The sequence below is a fragment of the Pseudomonas paraveronii genome (assembly GCF_963681955.1).
Taxonomy (GTDB): domain Bacteria; phylum Pseudomonadota; class Gammaproteobacteria; order Pseudomonadales; family Pseudomonadaceae; genus Aquipseudomonas; species Aquipseudomonas paraveronii.
On sequence record NZ_OY817130.1, the window covers coordinates 5,466,630 to 5,483,296 of the forward strand.

A 16,667-nucleotide genomic window follows, 5' to 3' on the forward strand; every position below is an offset into this window, starting at 1 on the left:
TGGCTCTTCGGAACCGAAAACCCGTGCCATACTCCAAGGCACTCCTGTTCAACGTAGATGGCGCCGCCCCATGCCCAAAGGATTGATTCGCGCCACTGGCGCCTTGTTGACTGCTGTCGCCCTGTACAGCTTGCTGGGCTTTTTGATTTTGCCCGGTATTGCCCTTCGCATAGCCAACCAACAGTTGGCCAACTACGCTACGGTGCCGGCGCGCATCGAGCGTATCGAGCTCAACCCGTTCAGTCTGGAACTGACGCTGTGGGGCCTTAAAATCGGCGAACCCGGCAAGGAACAAGTGGGTTTCGAGCGGCTGTACGCCAACCTGCAACTCGACAGCCTGTGGACCCGCGCCCTGCACCTGGCCGATGTGCAACTCGACAAACCCAAGACCGAGTTGCTGTTCGACAAGTCCGGCCAGTTGAACCTGGCGCAGTTGTTCAAACTGCCGCCCAGCGAACCGACCCCGGCAGACCCCAACGCCAAGCCGTTCCCGCTGCGTATCGAGCGGATCAAGCTGGCAGGCGGCTATCTGCATTTCCAGGACCTGCGTCCCAGCGAACGCATCGAGTTCCTCTACGACAAACTCGACTTCGAGCTGAAGAACCTCAGCACCCTGCCGGAAGACAATGCCGACATGACCCTGGTCGCCGCCGGCCCGGAAGGCGGGCAGATCGACTGGAAGGGTAACGTCAGCCTGGTGCCGATCACCTCCAAAGGCACCCTGAAAATCACCGACGGCAAGATGAAAGCCTGGTGGCCCTACGTGCGTGACGCACTGCCGTTGGTGCTCGAAGACGGCGTGCTCAACTTCAGCACCGATTACACATTCAGCCTGGCCAAAGAGACCGAGCTGAACCTGACCAACACCGCCGCCAGCATCGCGCCGTTCGCCATCAAGGCGCCGGATGGCCGGCCACTGGTACGCCTGGAACGCCTGGACGTCAGCGAAACCACGATCGACCTGGCCAAGCAGCAAGTGATAGTCGGCAAGATCCGCAGCAACAAGCTGGAAACCTGGGCCGCCCGCGAAGCCGATGGGCAACTGGACTGGCAGAAACTGTTCGCCAGCCAGCCGAGCAAGCCGGCCAAGGCGCCGGAACCGGCCAGCGCGCCGGCGGCTGCCGACTCGCCAAAACCCGCTGCCGCAGCGCCCAGCAAACCTTGGCAAGTCCTGCTCAAGGATGTGCAACTGCGTAACTATCAGGTCCACCTGGCCGACCGCCAGGCCCAACCTGCGGTCGCGCTGGAACTCGGCCCGCTGAACGTCGATGTGCAGAACTTCGACAGCCTCAACGGCAACCCCTTTACCCTCAAGGTCGACACCGGCCTGGGCAAGCAAGGCAAGATCCAGGCAACCGGCGAGGTCAACCTCAACCCGGTCAGCGCCAAGCTGAAAGTGAACACCCAGGATATCGACCTGCGGGTCGCGCAGTCCTATATCAGCCCGTTCATACGCCTGGAGCTGCGTAGCGGCATGCTCGGCAGCAACCTCGATGTGAACCTGAAAAGCACCGAGCCACTGGCCCTGCAGATCACCGGCCGGGCGCAGGTCGATCAGTTGCACACCCTCGACACCCTCAAGACCCGCGACTTCCTAAAATGGCAGCGCCTGGTGTTGGAAGGCGTGAACTACCAGCATGGCAACAGCCTGTCGATCGACAAGGTCAACCTGCTGCAGCCCTACGTGCGTTTCATGATCAATGATGACCGCACCACCAACGTCGACGACCTACTGATCCCACAGCCGGCCAACAGCGGCGCCAAGCCGGCGGCCAAGGCGGCTGCCAGTAACGAAAAACCTCTGGGTATTCATATCGGGCAGATTGCGATCAACGACGGCTCGGCGAACTTCGCCGACTTCAGCCTCACGCCCAACTTCGCCACCGCGATTCAACAGCTCAACGGACAGATCGGCACCATTGACAGCCGCCAGGCCAAACCGGCCAGTGTCGACATCAAGGGCAAGGTGGATCGCTATGCACCGGTCACCATCAAAGGCAGCGTGAACCCGTTCGATCCGATGGCGGCGCTGGATATCGCCACCAGCTTCAAACGTGTCGAACTGACAACCTTGACGCCCTACTCGGGTAAATTCGCCGGTTTCCGTATTCGCAAGGGTCGCCTTAACCTCGATCTGCATTATGTGATCATCAAAGGCCAGTTGAAGGCCGAGAACAAAGTGGTGCTCGAGCAACTGCAACTGGGTGAGAAGGTCGACAGTGCCGACGCGGTAGACCTGCCGATTCGCCTCGCGATCGCTCTGCTCAAGGACTCTGACGGCAAGATCTCGATTGAGCTGCCCGTCAGCGGCGACTTGAATAATCCGCAATTCAGCGTGATGCCGATCGTGTGGCAGACCTTGCGCAACCTGGTGGTGCGCGCAGCAACGGCGCCCTTCAAGTTTATCGGTGGGCTGGTGACCGGCGGCGGTTCGGAAGACCTCGGCAATGTCTCGTTCGCCGCAGGCTCCAGCGAACTGAACAAAGACGCCGAGGGCGCCCTGAACACCCTGGCCAACGCCCTCAAGGAGCGCCCAACCCTGCGCCTGGAAATCGAAGGCACCGCGGCTGCCGACAGTGACGGCAAGTTCCTGGCAGCGCAGCGCCTGGAGCGTGAATACCAGTACAACTACTACAAGATACTGCAGCGCCGTGGCGATAAGGTTCCGGCCCAGGCTTCCTTGCTGCAAGTACCGGAAAAGGAAAAAGCCCCGTTGCTCGAAGGTATCTACCGCACCCGCCTGAAACAACAACCACCGGCGGAATGGAAAAACCTGAGCGACGATGAGCGCACGGCCAAACTGAAGGACGGCGTGATCAAGTTCTGGAGTGGCAGCGACGTGCTGTTGCGCCAGCTCGGTCAGGACCGCGCGAGCACCATCAAGGACTACCTGGTGGACAAAGGGCAGTTGGAAGATGACCGGGTGTACTTCATCGATGCCAAACTGGGCCAAGCCGAGAAGGATGGCCGGGTGATAACGCCGATGCATCTGGACGCCGAGTAACCCCCGATCGTCATACACCGACAAAATGCAGAATAGAACAGGCCCCGACACATGTGCCGGGGCCTGTGATGACCACATCCCTATGGTCGGTCGCATGAACCCGTGAGGTGCATTGAGTGGATATCTAACTCACTCGTTGCCGCCGACGCCTAGTTCAGACGATTGATTGGGCGTTACTCTGCTTTCAGGCCATCGGCCGATACAGCTTTCACGCCTTTGATTTTCTTGGTGATGTTCACCGCGGTAGTTTTCTGCGCTTCAGTCACTGCGACGGAAGACGACAGGGAAACTACACCCTTGTTGGTTTCGACTTTGATGTCGGTACCAGGAATACCTTTCTCGGTGACCAAGTCAGCCTTCACTTTGGTAGTGATCCAAGTGTCCGAAGTGGCTTCCTTGGATTTGTCGATGTTGTCAGCTTTTACCGCACCGCCAGCCAGCAGGCCGTCAGCGGACACTGCGGTGACACCCTTGATACGCTTGGTGATGGCTACGGCAGTGGCTTTCTGCGAGTCGGAGATGGCAACGCTCGAAGACAGGGAAACCACACCTTTGTTGGTCTCGACCTTGATGTCCGAACCTGGGATGCCCTTTTCGGTCAGCAGGTCAGCTTTGACTTTGGTGGTGATCCAAGTGTCCGAGGTGGACTCTTTGGCTTTGGTCATTTCGCCAGCAGCCAGCGTCATAGGCGCCTGGGAGGTTTGAGCGAAGGCAACGTTGGCCATGGCCAGGGTCAGAGCGGTAGCAGTTGCGGTAGCGAGAGCGAACTTCTTCATACGAGTAACTCCTGTTTTATTAAAAGTCTGCAGTGTGTGTACCTTGATGCTGCAGCGTTAACAGGAATATTGCAGGCACTGTGCCAAGTCGAATCATACAAATAAAACCTTTAAAAACAACTAGTTAAGAGTTTTACCAGTTTTCGCATTCGTGCAATTTGCATGAAGCGGATCGTGCCTGCATGCAAGTTGCGGTTTTTGGATGTGATTAAGCGCCTGATTTTTCGGCATTTTCCTGCGTGCATAAAAAAAGGACTCCGAAGAGTCCTTTTTCAGCGTGAAGCCTGCGGGTATTTAAACGCCCGAAGCCTTGGCTGCTGCCACGTCTTTGATGGACAGCTTGATGCGGCCGCGGTTGTCCACGTCCAGTACCAGCACTTCCACTTCCTGGCCTTCTTTCAGAATGTCGGTCACTTTCTCAACACGAGCGTCGCTCAGCATGGAGATGTGAACCAGACCGTCTTTGCCCGGCAGGATGTTGACGAATGCGCCGAAGTCGACGATGCGCTCAACTTTACCGACGTAGATCTTGCCGATCTCGGCTTCGGCAGTGATGCCCAGAACGCGCTGACGCGCCGCTTCTGCAGCTTCCTTGGTTTCGCCGAAGATCTTGATCGAGCCGTCGTCTTCGATATCGATCGAAGCCTTGGTCTCTTCACAGATCGCACGAATGGTCGCGCCGCCTTTACCGATGACATCACGGATTTTGTCGGTGTCGATTTTCATCGCGATCATGGTCGGAGCATTTTCCGACAGTTCGGTACGGGACTGACCAATGATCTGGTTCATCTGACCGAGGATGTTCAGGCGCGCTTCCAGGGCTTGGCCCAGAGCGATTTCCATGATCTCTTCGGTGATGCCCTTGATCTTGATGTCCATCTGCAGCGCGGTCACACCTTTGGAGGTACCGGCTACCTTGAAGTCCATGTCGCCCAGGTGATCTTCGTCGCCCAGGATGTCGGTCAGGATGGCGAACTTCTCGCCTTCTTTAACCAGACCCATGGCGATACCGGCAACCGGTGCCTTCATTGGCACACCAGCGTCCATCAGTGCCAGGGAAGCACCGCAGACCGAAGCCATGGAGCTGGAACCGTTGGACTCGGTGATTTCCGACACCACACGGATGGTGTACGGGAACACGTCGGCGGCAGGCAGCATGGCCGCAATCGAACGACGGGCCAGACGGCCGTGACCGATTTCACGACGACCAGCACCACCCATGCGACCACACTCGCCCACCGAGAACGGAGGGAAGTTGTAGTGCAGCATGAACGGGTCTTTTTTCTCGCCTTCCAGGGTGTCCAGCAGTTGTGCGTCACGGGCAGTACCCAGGGTCGCAACGACCAGGGCCTGGGTTTCGCCACGGGTGAACAGCGCCGAACCGTGAGTCTTCGGCAGAACGCCGACTTCGATGTTCAGCGGACGCACGGTGCGAGTGTCGCGACCGTCGATACGTGGCTTGCCGTTCACGATGTTTTCGCGAACGGTGCGGTATTCGATTTCACCGAAAGCCGCTTTGACGTCGCTGGAAGAAGGCTGGCCTTCTTCACCGGACAGCTTGGCCACGACCTGATCCTTCAACTCGCCCAGGCGAGCGTAACGGTCGGCCTTGACGGTGATGGTGTAGGCCTGGGAGATCGCTTCGCCGAATTCGGAGCGGATAGCGCCCAGCAGTTCGGTGGCTTCGGCTTGTGGAGCCCAGGCCCAAGTTGGCTTGGCAGCTTCGGCAGCGAGTTCTTTAACGGCGTTGATCACAACCTGGAACTCGTCGTGAGCAAACAGTACAGCGCCCAGCATCTGGTCTTCGGTCAGCTCTTTGGCTTCCGATTCAACCATCAATACGGCTTCCGAAGTACCGGCAACGACCATGTCCAGGCTCGAGGCTTTTTGCTGCTCGTAAGTCGGGTTCAGCAGGTAGCCGGTGCTTTCGTGGAAAGCAACGCGCGCGGCGCCGATCGGGCCATCGAAAGGAATACCGGAGATGGCCAGGGCAGCCGAGGTACCGATCATCGCAGCGATGTCCGGATCGGTCTTTTTGCTGGTGGAAACGACGGTGCAGACAACCTGCACTTCGTTCATGAAGCCTTCTGGGAACAGCGGACGGATCGGACGGTCGATCAGTCGGGAAGTCAGGGTTTCTTTCTCGGAAGGACGGCCTTCGCGCTTGAAGAAACCGCCAGGGATCTTACCGGCAGCGTAAGTCTTTTCCTGGTAGTGAACGGACAGAGGGAAGAAGCCCTTGCTTGGGTCCGCGTGCTTGGCGCCAACAACGGTCACCAGTACGGTAACGTCGTCGTCAACGGTAACCAGCACTGCGCCGGAGGCTTGACGGGCGATACGGCCTGTCTCGAGGGTAACGGTCGACTGACCGAACTGAAATTTTTTGATAACCGGGTTCACGGTGTCCTACCTTCTTTGTGGCTCTTGGGGAACTTGTCTTCTTGCGAAATTCTTGGGCAATGTCGGGAATCGGCCCAACCCTTGTCCAGGGGTAAAACGTGTATCCAGATAAAACTTGAGGCTGGAAGCCTGCCATGGGCCAGCGGGAATCCCACTGACACACGACAAACAACCAACCTCTAGCGCAATCGCTTATTAGCGACGCAGACCCAGGCGACCGATCAGAGCCTGATAACGACCCAGATCCTTGCCTTTCAGGTAGTCCAGCAGCTTACGGCGCTGGTTTACCATGCGGATCAGACCACGACGGGAGTGGTGATCTTTACCGTTGGCCTTGAAGTGACCTTGCAGCTTGTTGATGTTGTGGGTCAGCAGTGCAACTTGCACTTCTGGCGAACCAGTGTCACCAACAGCTTGCTGATAGTCAGCTACGATTTGTGCTTTTTCTTGAACGTCGAGAGCCATGAGGCAATCCTTTTTTCAGGAAACCACCCAAAGGGCAGTTTCAACAGGCCAGGGACAAATCCCTGTATCTAAAAATGAGTAGTGACCGTGCCTGCTAACAGCCACCCTCGTTCCAGTTTGCATAAAAACTACTGCGCTTTTACCACAAACTGGTTCCGGTCATTCTGACCGAATCAGTCGACGCGGCGCGATGCGCCCGTCTTCGCTCACTTCACCGATACCGATAAAGCGACCGTTATGATCCTGTACCCGCACCATGCCGAATTTCGGGGCGTCCGGGGCACGTACCGGCTGGCCGTTGAGCCAGTAGAACGCGCTGTGCTCCGAAAAGTGCAGCAATGGCCAATCGAGCAAACCGCTGTCCGATGGCATCAGAAAGCGATCAACCGCTTCATTGCCGCCTTCGGCGTGTACCGCTTCCAACTCTTCCAGCGTAACCGTCTGGGCCAGACTGAAAGGGCCGGCCTGGGTGCGTCGCAGTTCAGCAACATACGCGCCGCAACCGAGCGTTTCACCAATATCTTCCACCAGGGTACGGATATAGGTGCCTTTGCTACAGTCCACGGCCAGGCGTGCGGTGTCGCCTTCACAGGCGAGCAATTCCAAGCGCGCAATAGTAACAGAACGCGGTTCGCGCTCCACTACTTCGCCCGCACGTGCCAGCTTGTAAAGTGGCTGCCCATCCCGCTTGAGCGCCGAGTACATCGGCGGTATCTGGCTGATTTTCCCACGAAAAGCGGGCAAAGCAGCCTCGATATCAGCACGACCAACGGTCACGTCGCGAACCTGCAAAACATCACCTTCGGCATCGGCCGTGGTGGTGGTCTTGCCCAGTTGCATCAGGGTTTCGTAACCCTTGTCGGAATCGAGCAGGTATTGCGAGAACTTGGTGGCCTCGCCAAAGCACAACGGCAACACGCCGGTGGCCAGCGGATCGAGGCTGCCGGTGTGCCCGGCCTTCTCGGCATTGAGCAGCCAACGGACTTTCTGCAACGCCGCATTGGAGGTAAAGCCAATGGGTTTATCGAGCAGAATGATGCCGCTGACGTTGCGACGGATACGTTTGACCTGAGCCACCGCTTACTCCTTGGCGTCTTCAGGTGTGGACGGGTGCTGATTATCCTCAGCCACGGCGCGCTCGATCAGTGCCGACAGATGCGCACCACGCACGACGCTTTCGTCGTAGTGGAAGTGCAACTGAGGCACGCTGCGCAGCTTCATTTCGCGGGCCAACTGCATGCGCAGGAAACCTGCAGCCGAGTTGAGCACCTTGATGCTTTGCGCAATTTCTTCGCTGCTGTCCTCACCCATCACGGTGATGAAGATTTTGGCGTGACCCACGTCACGACTCACGTCAACGGCGGTGATGGTGACCAGGCCAACACGAGGGTCTTTGACTTCGCGACGGATCAGTTGGGCCAGCTCGCGCTGCATCTGATCGCCGATACGCTGGGTACGGCTGTATTCTTTTGCCATGTCTTGTTACCTGTTACTGCCACACGGTGAAACCCGTGGGGTCTGAAAGCGGCAAACGCCCGGCCTGACAAAAGCCAGACCGGGCGTTGCGTTTAGAGTCCGGACGCTGCGCGGGGCATTTGCATGCCCACACACGGCGTGGCTCCTGAAGTGCGCGAGTTAGAGGCTGCGAGCAACCTGAACCTTCTCGTAGACTTCGATCTTGTCGCCAGCCTTGACGTCGTTGTAGCTCTTGACGCCGATACCGCATTCCATGCCGGCACGTACTTCGGAAGCGTCATCCTTGAAGCGGCGCAGGGATTCCAGCTCGCCTTCGAAGATAACGATGTCTTCACGCAGTACACGGATTGGACGGTTACGGTGCACAACACCTTCGATAACCATGCAACCGGCGATCGCGCCGAATTTCGGCGAGCGGAACACGTCACGCACCTCGGCGATACCCAGGATGTTCTCCCGAACGTCGCTGCCAAGCATGCCGGTAAGGGCTTTCTTGACGTCTTCGATGATGTCGTAGATGACGTTGTAGTAACGCATGTCCAGGCCTTCCTGCTCGACGATCTTGCGAGCGCCAGCATCGGCACGCACGTTGAAGCCGAACAGTACAGCGTTGGAAGCCAGTGCCAGGTTGGCGTCGGACTCGGTGATACCACCGACACCGCCACCGACGACACGCACTTGCACTTCGTCGTTACCCAGGCCGTTCAAGGCGCCGTTCAACGCTTCGAGGGAACCACGAACGTCAGATTTGAGGACGATGTTGAGCGTCTTCTTCTCTGCCTGGCCCATGTTTTCGAAGATGTTTTCCAGCTTGCCGGCGTGAGCGCGAGCCAGTTTGACTTCGCGGAACTTGCCTTGACGGAACAGAGCCACTTCACGGGCTTTCTTCTCGTCCGCCAGCACGCTCATCTCGTCGCCAGCGTCCGGGGTACCGTCCAGGCCGAGGATCTCGACAGGGATGGAAGGACCGGCTTCCTTGATTGGCTTGCCGTTCTCGTCGAGCATGGCACGTACACGGCCGTAGTTCGAACCGACCAGCACCATGTCGCCTTGACGCAGGGTGCCGTCTTGAACCAGAACGGTTGCAACCGGGCCACGACCTTTGTCGAGACGCGACTCAACCACAACACCGCGACCTGGGGCCGATGGCGTTGCTTTCAGTTCGAGTACTTCAGCTTGCAGCAAGACCGCTTCGAGCAGTTCGTCCACGCCAGTACCGACTTTCGCCGAAACCGAAACGAACGGCGTATCACCGCCCCACTCTTCAGACGTCACGCCGTGAACCGACAGTTCGCTACGGATGCGATCGAGATCGGCGCCCGGCTTGTCGATTTTGTTCACGGCCACAACCAGTGGAACACCAGCGGCCTTGGCGTGCTGGACAGCTTCAATGGTCTGCGGCATCACGCCGTCGTCCGCTGCAACGACCAGGATCACGATGTCAGTCGCCTTGGCACCACGGGCACGCATTGCGGTAAACGCGGCGTGACCTGGGGTGTCGAGGAAAGTGACCATGCCGCGATCGGTTTCAACGTGGTACGCGCCGATGTGCTGGGTGATACCGCCGGCTTCGCCAGCAGCTACCTTGGCACGACGGATGTAGTCGAGCAGCGATGTCTTACCATGGTCAACGTGGCCCATTACGGTCACAACTGGCGCACGGGAGAACGTCTCACCTTCAAACTTCAGGGACTCGGCCAGGGAATCTTCCAGGGCGGTGTCGCTGACCAGGGTCACTTTGTGGCCCAGTTCTTCGGCTACCAGTTGAGCAGTTTCCTGATCAAGCACCTGGTTGATGGTCGCTGGAGTACCCAGTTTGAACATGAACTTGATGATTTCAGCAGCCTTGACCGACATCTGATTGGCGAGATCGCCAACAGTGATGGTCTCGCCGATCTGCACATCACGCACGACAGGGCCGGTTGGGCTCTGGAAACCGTGGGCGTTGCGTTTTTTCAGCTTGGCCTTGCCGCGACCACCACGACGGAAGCTATCGCTTTCTTCGTCGGTAGTACGTGGCGCAACGCGTGGAGCAGGCGCTTTCTCTTTGACCGAGGCGCGATGCGGAGCGTTTTTGCGCTCGCCATCACCGCCGCCACCGCGACGACTATTATCGTCGGCACGTGGTTTGTCCGGACGACGAGGTTCGTCACGCTTGCGGGCGTCAGCAGCAGGTGCTGGTGCAGCGGCAACCGGAGTGGCCTCACGCACAGCTTCTACTGGCGCAGCAGGAGCGGCGACCGCTTCAGTACCAGCAGGTTGCGCAGCAGTAGGCTGGCGACGCGCTTCTTCTTCGGCGCGACGCTTGGCTTCTTCTTCAGCCTTCTGACGAGCAGCATTTTCTACTGCGCGACGCTCTTCCAGATCGCGTTTGCGCTCGGCTTCGATTTCTTCCGGGCTGCGCTGTACGAAGACTTTCTTCTTGCGTACTTCAACGCTGATGCTCTTGCTACCAGCAACACGCAGGGTGCTGGTGGTTTTGCGCTGCAATGTAATCTTGCGCGGTTCTTCCACTTTCGCCTTGTGGCTGCTCTTCAAGTGAGTCAGCAAAGACTGCTTCTCACTATCGCTCACACCTTCATCGGCGGCGGTGTGCGGCAGACCTGCCTCACGCATCTGCTGCAACAGGCGCTCTACCGGTGTTTTGACCTCATCGGCCAGTTGTTTCACCGTGACTTGCGTCATGCACTTCTCTCCTCAGGCCGCGCCTAATTACTCGAACCAATGGGCTCGGGCGGCCATGATCAACTTGCCGGCACGATCATCGTCAATGCCGTCGATGTCGAGCAGATCGTCAATAGACTGCTCGGCCAGGTCTTCGCGGGTAATTACGCCGCGCACCGCCAGTTCCATCGCCAAATCCTTGTCCATACCCTCAAGCGAGAGCAGGTCTTCGGCCGGATGGGCGTCTGCCAGCTTTTCCTCAGTAGCGATGGCTTTAGTCAACAAACGATCCTTGGCCCGAGCGCGAAGCTCGTTGACGGTGTCTTCGTCAAAGCCATCGATGTTGAGCATTTCTTCCAACGGTACGTAGGCAATCTCTTCCAGGCTGGTGAAGCCTTCATCTACCAGCACCTGCGCCAGGTCTTCGTCGACTTCCAGCTCGTCGATGAAGTTGCGCAGGATGTCACCGGTTTCAGCTTGCTGCTTAGCCTGGATGTCCGATTCGGTCATCACGTTCAGGGTCCAGCCGGTCAGTTGGCTGGCCAGACGCACGTTCTGACCTCCACGACCAATGGCCTGAGCCAGATTGTCAGCGCCAACGGCGATGTCCATTGCATGGGCATCTTCGTCAACGATAATTGCCGCCACTTCAGCCGGCGACATGGCGTTGATCACGAACTGCGCCGGGTTATCATCCCACAGGACGATATCCACACGCTCACCGCCCAACTCGCCCGACACTGCCTGGACGCGCGAACCGCGCATACCAATGCAAGCGCCCTGCGGGTCGATGCGTTTGTCCTTGGAGCGGACCGCGATCTTGGCGCGCGAACCCGGGTCGCGGGCCGCAGCCATGACTTCGATCAGGCCTTCGGCGATTTCCGGCACTTCGATACGGAACAGCTCGATCAGCATTTCCGGCGCGGTACGCGACAGGATCAACTGAGGACCGCGGTTCTCAGTGCGGATTTCCTTGAGCAACGCACGCAGACGCACGCCGACACGGAAGGTTTCGCGAGAGATGATGTCTTCGCGGGCCAGCAACGCTTCGGCGTTGTTGCCCAGGTCAACGATCACGTTGTCGCGGGTGACTTTTTTCACGGTGCCGGAGATGATTTCCCCCAGGCGCTCGCGATAGGCGTCAACGACTTGAGCACGCTCGGCTTCGCGAACCTTCTGCACAATGACCTGCTTGGCAGTTTGCGCAGCAATACGGCCGAACTCGATCGATTCGATCTTTTCTTCGACAACATCACCGACATTGGCGCCAGGGTGCGTTTCAGCAACCTTGCTCGGCCAGGTTTCGATGGCCGGATCATCAAGATCGGCTTCTTCAACGACCGTCCAGCGACGGAAAGTCTCGTAGGCACCGGTGTGGCGGTTGATTTCCACACGCAGATCAACTTCGTCTTCAAAACGCTTTTTGGTAGCAGTGGCCAGGGCCAGCTCCAGCGCTTCAAAAATCACGTTTGCCGGTACGCCCTTTTCATTGGATACCGACTCAACAACCAGCAGTACTTCTTTGCTCATCGTACGCCTCGCCTTTCGCAAGCCATTGGATCCGCGGGATCCGCGTCTCAGTCAAAACTGGGAATAATGTTGGCCTTGTCGATCATATCGATCGGCAACAGGAACTCATGGTCTTCTACTTGCACCACGACATCCTGCTCTTCTACACCGCGCAGAAGGCCCTGAAAATTGCGCCGCCCTTCAAAGGGCGATCGCAGCTTGATTTTCACTTGTTCACCGGCAAATTTTGCAAACTGCTCGAGAGTGAACAGTGGGCGTTCCATGCCAGGCGAGGAAACTTCGAGGGTGTACTCAACGGCGATTGGATCTTCAACATCCAGGACACCACTGATCTGACGGCTGACAATGGCACAATCGTCCACCAGCACGCCGCCCTCTTTATCAATATAAACGCGCAACATTGAGTGGCGACCTTGAGCCGAAAACTCAATACCCCAGCATTCATAGCCCAGGGCCACGACCACCGGGGCCAGCAAGGCCTGCAACTCTTCTAGCTTGCTCGACACCTGAACCCCCTCGTGCATGTATGTGCATGCTGTGCAAAATAAAAAAATGGGCGAAACGCCCATCCTTGAAACGCCGTCGAATAGCGGCGTTGAAAGTGTCCAGCTAACAAAAAGCCCCTTAATAAGGGGCTCCGCTAAAACTGGTTGCGGGGGCCGGATTTGAACCGACGACCTTCGGGTTATGAGCCCGACGAGCTACCAGACTGCTCCACCCCGCGACAAAGCTGGGGCGGAAGTATACGACCGATCCCTTACAGGGTCAATGTAACCTTCCACCTACAAGAAAGCCCGCAACAGCGGGCTCTCCTGATAATTGGTACCGAGAAGGGGACTCGAACCCCTACACCCTATGGGCACAACCACCTCAAGGTTGCGTGTCTACCAATTCCACCACCTCGGCAATACAGCGTTTACAACCCTTCTTACTTTTGCTCTTGAGCTGGAGGTACGTCAGTCGCTGGGGTAGCCGACTTTTGCTCTTGAAGCACCGGGACATCATCAGAAGCCGGCTTTGCTTTTGGTACTTCCAACACTGCTGGGTTTGGCAAACCTACTTGAGTCAGCACATGAGCTTTCTCTTTAGCAAAGTAACCTAACCCTAAGCTGGTTATGAAGAAACCTGCGGCAAGTATAGCAGTAAACTTACTAAGAAAGGTAGAGGAACCTTGGCTTCCGAATACAGTATTTGAAGCACCTGCACCGAAAGACGCACCAGCATCCGCACCTTTACCCTGTTGCAACAAAACCAGGGCAATTACGCCCAGGGCAGCCAACAGATGAAAAACGACTACGACTGTTTCCAGCATTTTTTCAGTTTCCCGCGGCGCGACAAATCGCACCGAACTCATCTGCATTCAGGGAAGCTCCACCAATGAGCCCCCCATCGATATCCGGCATGCCGAACAGTTCGACCGCATTGGCCGCCTTCACGCTGCCGCCGTATAGAAGCCGCACACCTTGTGCGACCTCAGAATTCTCTGCCGCCAACTGTGCGCGGATGGCTGCATGCACATCCTGCGCCTGTTGCGGTGTTGCAGTCAGCCCGGTGCCAATGGCCCAGACCGGCTCGTAAGCAATGACTGCCTTCGCAAACGCACCAACACCCAACTCTTCGATGATGCTGCCCAACTGACGCGAGACAACCTCAAAGGTATTGCCCGATTCACGCTGCTCAAGGGTCTCCCCTATGCACAACACTGGAATCAAGCCACAAGCCTGTGCCGCTGCGAACTTGCGATTGAGTGTTCCGTCACGCTCGCCCATCAACTGACGGCGCTCGGAGTGCCCAATAAGCACATAGGAACAACCCGCATCAACCAACTGACTTGGCGAAATCTCACCTGTCAGCGCACCTTGCATGGGTTCCATCGCAGAATTCTGCGCGCCGATCTGAATCGACTTACCTTTCAAGCCATCAACCACTTGGTTGATATGCAAGCAAGATGGAAAAACCGCGACATCAACACCGCTCGGCAAAGCCAAATGACGAAGGCCATTGATCAGCTCAGCGACACTGGCGCGGGTACCGTGCATCTTCCAGTTACCAGCTACCATAGTGCGACGCATGCTGTACCTCGTCGGTCAAAGTGGGCGCAGATGTTACCCAACCACATCATCACTGGCAAGCCGAATTCAGGCGCAAACTTCAGTTACCAGTTTTGCCAGGTCTTCGGCATGCCCGCGAACCTGGGTTTCGTCCTCGCCTTCGACCATGACGCGCACCAGAGGCTCTGTGCCAGACTTGCGCAGCAACACTCGCCCACGCCCCGCCATTGCCAGGGTCACGCGCTCGCAGGCCGCTTTGACAGCCGGATGTTCGATCGGGTTGTCGCCACCGGAAAAACGCACATTGAGCAGCACCTGCGGGCACTTGCGCAAGGCCTGACGCGCCTGGGCCAGGCTCTCCTGGCGACGGCGCAACGACAACAATACCTGCAGCGCCGCAATGATCGCGTCGCCCGTGGTGGTGTGCTGAAAGCACACGACATGGCCGGAGTTCTCGCCACCGATCTGCCAATTGCGCTCCTGTAGCTCGGCAATTACATAGCGATCCCCGACATTGGCCCGCACAAAAGGAATTCCCAGCTCGGCCAGCGCCAACTCCAACCCGAGATTGCTCATCAGCGTGCCGACAACACCACCCTGCAGCCGATTACGCTCATGCAGGTCGCGAGCAATGATGAACAGCAGGTCATCGCCATCAACCACGGCGCCGGTGTGATCCACCATCAAGACGCGGTCGCCGTCACCATCAAAGGCAATACCCAGGTCCGCATGCTCGGCGAGGACGGCAGCCTGCAGTTGTTCCATATGCGTGGAGCCGCAGTTGTCGTTGATGTTCAACCCGTTAGGCTGGGCCGACAGCACCGTCACTTCCGCACCCAGCTCCTTGAATACGCTCGGCGCCACCTTATAGGTCGCACCATGAGCACAGTCGACGACGATCTTAAGCCCGGCGAAATTGGTGCTGCTTGGCACACTGCTCTTACAGAACTCGATATAACGGCCAGAGGCGTCATTGATCCGCGACACCTTGCCCAACTTGCTGGACTCGACCACCGTCATCGGCGCATCCAGCAGCTCTTCGATCATCAACTCGATCTCGTCCGGCAGCTTGGTGCCCTGCCCCGAGAAAAACTTGATGCCGTTGTCATCATGGGGATTGTGCGAAGCACTGATCACAATACCGGCCTCAGCGTGAAAGGTACGCGTCAGGTAAGCGATCGCCGGGGTCGGCATAGGGCCCAGCAGCATCACATCAGCCCCGGCGGCGGACAATCCAGCCTCCAGCGCAGACTCAAACATATAGCCCGAGATACGCGTGTCCTTGCCTACCAGGATGCGACACGCGCCCATGCTGCGGAACGCCATGCCTGCCGCCCAACCCAGCTTGAGCATGAAATCGGGGGTAATCGGAAACTCGCCGACCCGACCACGAATACCGTCGGTGCCAAAGTATTTCTTTGTCATAAGTGCTCCATCATTCTTATTCGGCCGATTCTACTGCGGCAAGCATGCGGACAACATCCACGGTCTCGGCGACATCATGCACCCGCAAGATGCGCGCACCCTTGGTCACAGCAAGTGCCGCAAGCGCCAACCCGCCATAAAGCCGCTCGCCCACCGGACGATTCAGCGCCTGACCTATCATGCTCTTGCGCGAAACGCCGACCAACAAAGGCCGACCCAGGGCATGCAAGGCTTCCATATGCTTGAACAGACTTAGATTGTGCTGCAGGGTCTTGGCGAAGCCAAACCCCGGATCGAGGATGATCTTGTCGGCAGCGATCCCTGCTGCGGCGCATTGAGCAATGCGATCAGCCAGGAACCCACTCACTTCGCCAACCAGATCATCGTAGTGCGGATTATCCTGCATATTGCCGGGCTCACCCAGCATATGCATCAGACAGACCGGCAGGCCGGTAGCCGCGGCAGCGTCCAGCGCGCCATCACGTCGCAACGAACGCACATCGTTGATCAGCCCCGCCCCCAGGCGCGCCGTTTCGCGCATCACGGCCGGGGTCGATGTATCCACTGAAATGATCACATCCAACTCGCGAGCGATGCGCTCGACGATCGGCGCCACCCGCTCCAGCTCCTCCACGGGAGAAACAACGCGAGCGCCAGGCCGGGTCGACTCGCCGCCGACATCGATCAAGGTCGCACCCGCCGCCACCATCGCCTCGGCGTGACGCAACGCAGCATCAAGCTGATTGAAGCGGCCACCATCGGAAAAGGAATCGGGGGTTACATTAAGAATGCCCATGACATGTGTATGGGCCAAATCAAGAACCCGGTTGCCGCAAGGCAACCGGGTAGAGGACGACGCAGAAGTCATTTCAAACC

General features: G+C 57.8%; 13 protein-coding genes and 2 tRNA genes. 1 reads left to right on the forward strand and 14 read right to left on the reverse strand.

All coding sequences use genetic code 11. The annotated features are described in order from the left end of the window. Positions 1–70 precede the first annotated feature (70 nt). A complete protein-coding gene (locus U5A08_RS25255) occupies positions 71–3,004 on the forward strand; it encodes a DUF748 domain-containing protein (RefSeq protein ID WP_321849054.1) in 2,934 nt (977 codons plus the stop codon). A 173-nt stretch (positions 3,005–3,177) separates the two neighbouring features. Here the strand turns inward: U5A08_RS25255 and U5A08_RS25260 are convergent, their stop codons facing one another. From U5A08_RS25260 to folP, 14 genes are all read right to left on the reverse strand, one after another. Next, positions 3,178–3,780, reverse strand: coding sequence for a BON domain-containing protein (locus U5A08_RS25260; protein ID WP_253399155.1), 603 nt, complete (start codon positions 3,778–3,780; stop codon positions 3,178–3,180). 294 nt (positions 3,781–4,074) lie between these two features. Then, the gene (pnp, locus tag U5A08_RS25265) at positions 4,075–6,180 is read right to left on the reverse strand and encodes a polyribonucleotide nucleotidyltransferase (protein WP_253399157.1); all 2,106 of its coding nucleotides are present in this window, start codon (positions 6,178–6,180) and stop codon (positions 4,075–4,077) included. A gap of 195 nt (positions 6,181–6,375) precedes the next feature. Continuing rightward, complete coding sequence (gene rpsO / locus U5A08_RS25270; RefSeq protein ID WP_003176135.1) at positions 6,376–6,645, reverse strand: 30S ribosomal protein S15; 270 nt, start codon at positions 6,643–6,645, stop codon at positions 6,376–6,378. A gap of 159 nt (positions 6,646–6,804) precedes the next feature. Then, positions 6,805–7,722 (reverse strand): tRNA pseudouridine(55) synthase TruB, encoded by a 918-nt coding sequence (gene truB / locus U5A08_RS25275; RefSeq protein ID WP_253399159.1) that lies wholly within the window; start codon positions 7,720–7,722, stop codon positions 6,805–6,807. A gap of 3 nt (positions 7,723–7,725) precedes the next feature. Beyond that, the gene (rbfA, locus tag U5A08_RS25280; protein WP_247395694.1) at positions 7,726–8,121 is read right to left on the reverse strand and encodes a 30S ribosome-binding factor RbfA; all 396 of its coding nucleotides are present in this window, start codon (positions 8,119–8,121) and stop codon (positions 7,726–7,728) included. A gap of 159 nt (positions 8,122–8,280) precedes the next feature. Next, positions 8,281–10,806 (reverse strand): translation initiation factor IF-2, encoded by a 2,526-nt coding sequence (infB, locus tag U5A08_RS25285; protein WP_253399161.1) that lies wholly within the window; start codon positions 10,804–10,806, stop codon positions 8,281–8,283. A gap of 27 nt (positions 10,807–10,833) precedes the next feature. Further along, on the reverse strand, positions 10,834–12,315 hold the full coding sequence (gene nusA, locus U5A08_RS25290) for a transcription termination factor NusA (RefSeq protein ID WP_253399163.1): 1,482 nt from the start codon (positions 12,313–12,315) through the stop codon (positions 10,834–10,836). Positions 12,316–12,362: 47 nt separating this feature from the next. After that, positions 12,363–12,821 (reverse strand): ribosome maturation factor RimP, encoded by a 459-nt coding sequence (rimP, locus tag U5A08_RS25295; protein ID WP_007993601.1) that lies wholly within the window; start codon positions 12,819–12,821, stop codon positions 12,363–12,365. 141 nt (positions 12,822–12,962) lie between these two features. After that, positions 12,963–13,039, reverse strand: a tRNA-Met gene (locus U5A08_RS25300). A 96-nt stretch (positions 13,040–13,135) separates the two neighbouring features. Then, positions 13,136–13,221 (reverse strand) — tRNA-Leu (locus U5A08_RS25305). Between the two features lie 22 nt (positions 13,222–13,243). After that, positions 13,244–13,627, reverse strand: coding sequence for a preprotein translocase subunit SecG (gene secG, locus U5A08_RS25310; protein WP_078835321.1), 384 nt, complete (start codon positions 13,625–13,627; stop codon positions 13,244–13,246). A gap of 4 nt (positions 13,628–13,631) precedes the next feature. Next, positions 13,632–14,387 carry a triose-phosphate isomerase gene (tpiA, locus tag U5A08_RS25315; protein ID WP_253399165.1) on the reverse strand — a complete coding sequence of 252 codons (756 nt, stop codon included), beginning with the start codon at positions 14,385–14,387 and terminating at the stop codon, positions 13,632–13,634. Positions 14,388–14,453: 66 nt separating this feature from the next. Continuing rightward, positions 14,454–15,791: a phosphoglucosamine mutase gene (glmM, locus tag U5A08_RS25320; RefSeq protein ID WP_247395688.1), complete on the reverse strand. Its 1,338-nt coding sequence runs from the start codon at positions 15,789–15,791 to the stop codon at positions 14,454–14,456. 16 nt (positions 15,792–15,807) lie between these two features. After that, entirely contained in the window at positions 15,808–16,659 is an 852-nt protein-coding gene (gene folP / locus U5A08_RS25325; RefSeq protein ID WP_253399173.1) for a dihydropteroate synthase, read from the reverse strand. Between the last annotated feature and the right edge of the window lie 8 nt (positions 16,660–16,667).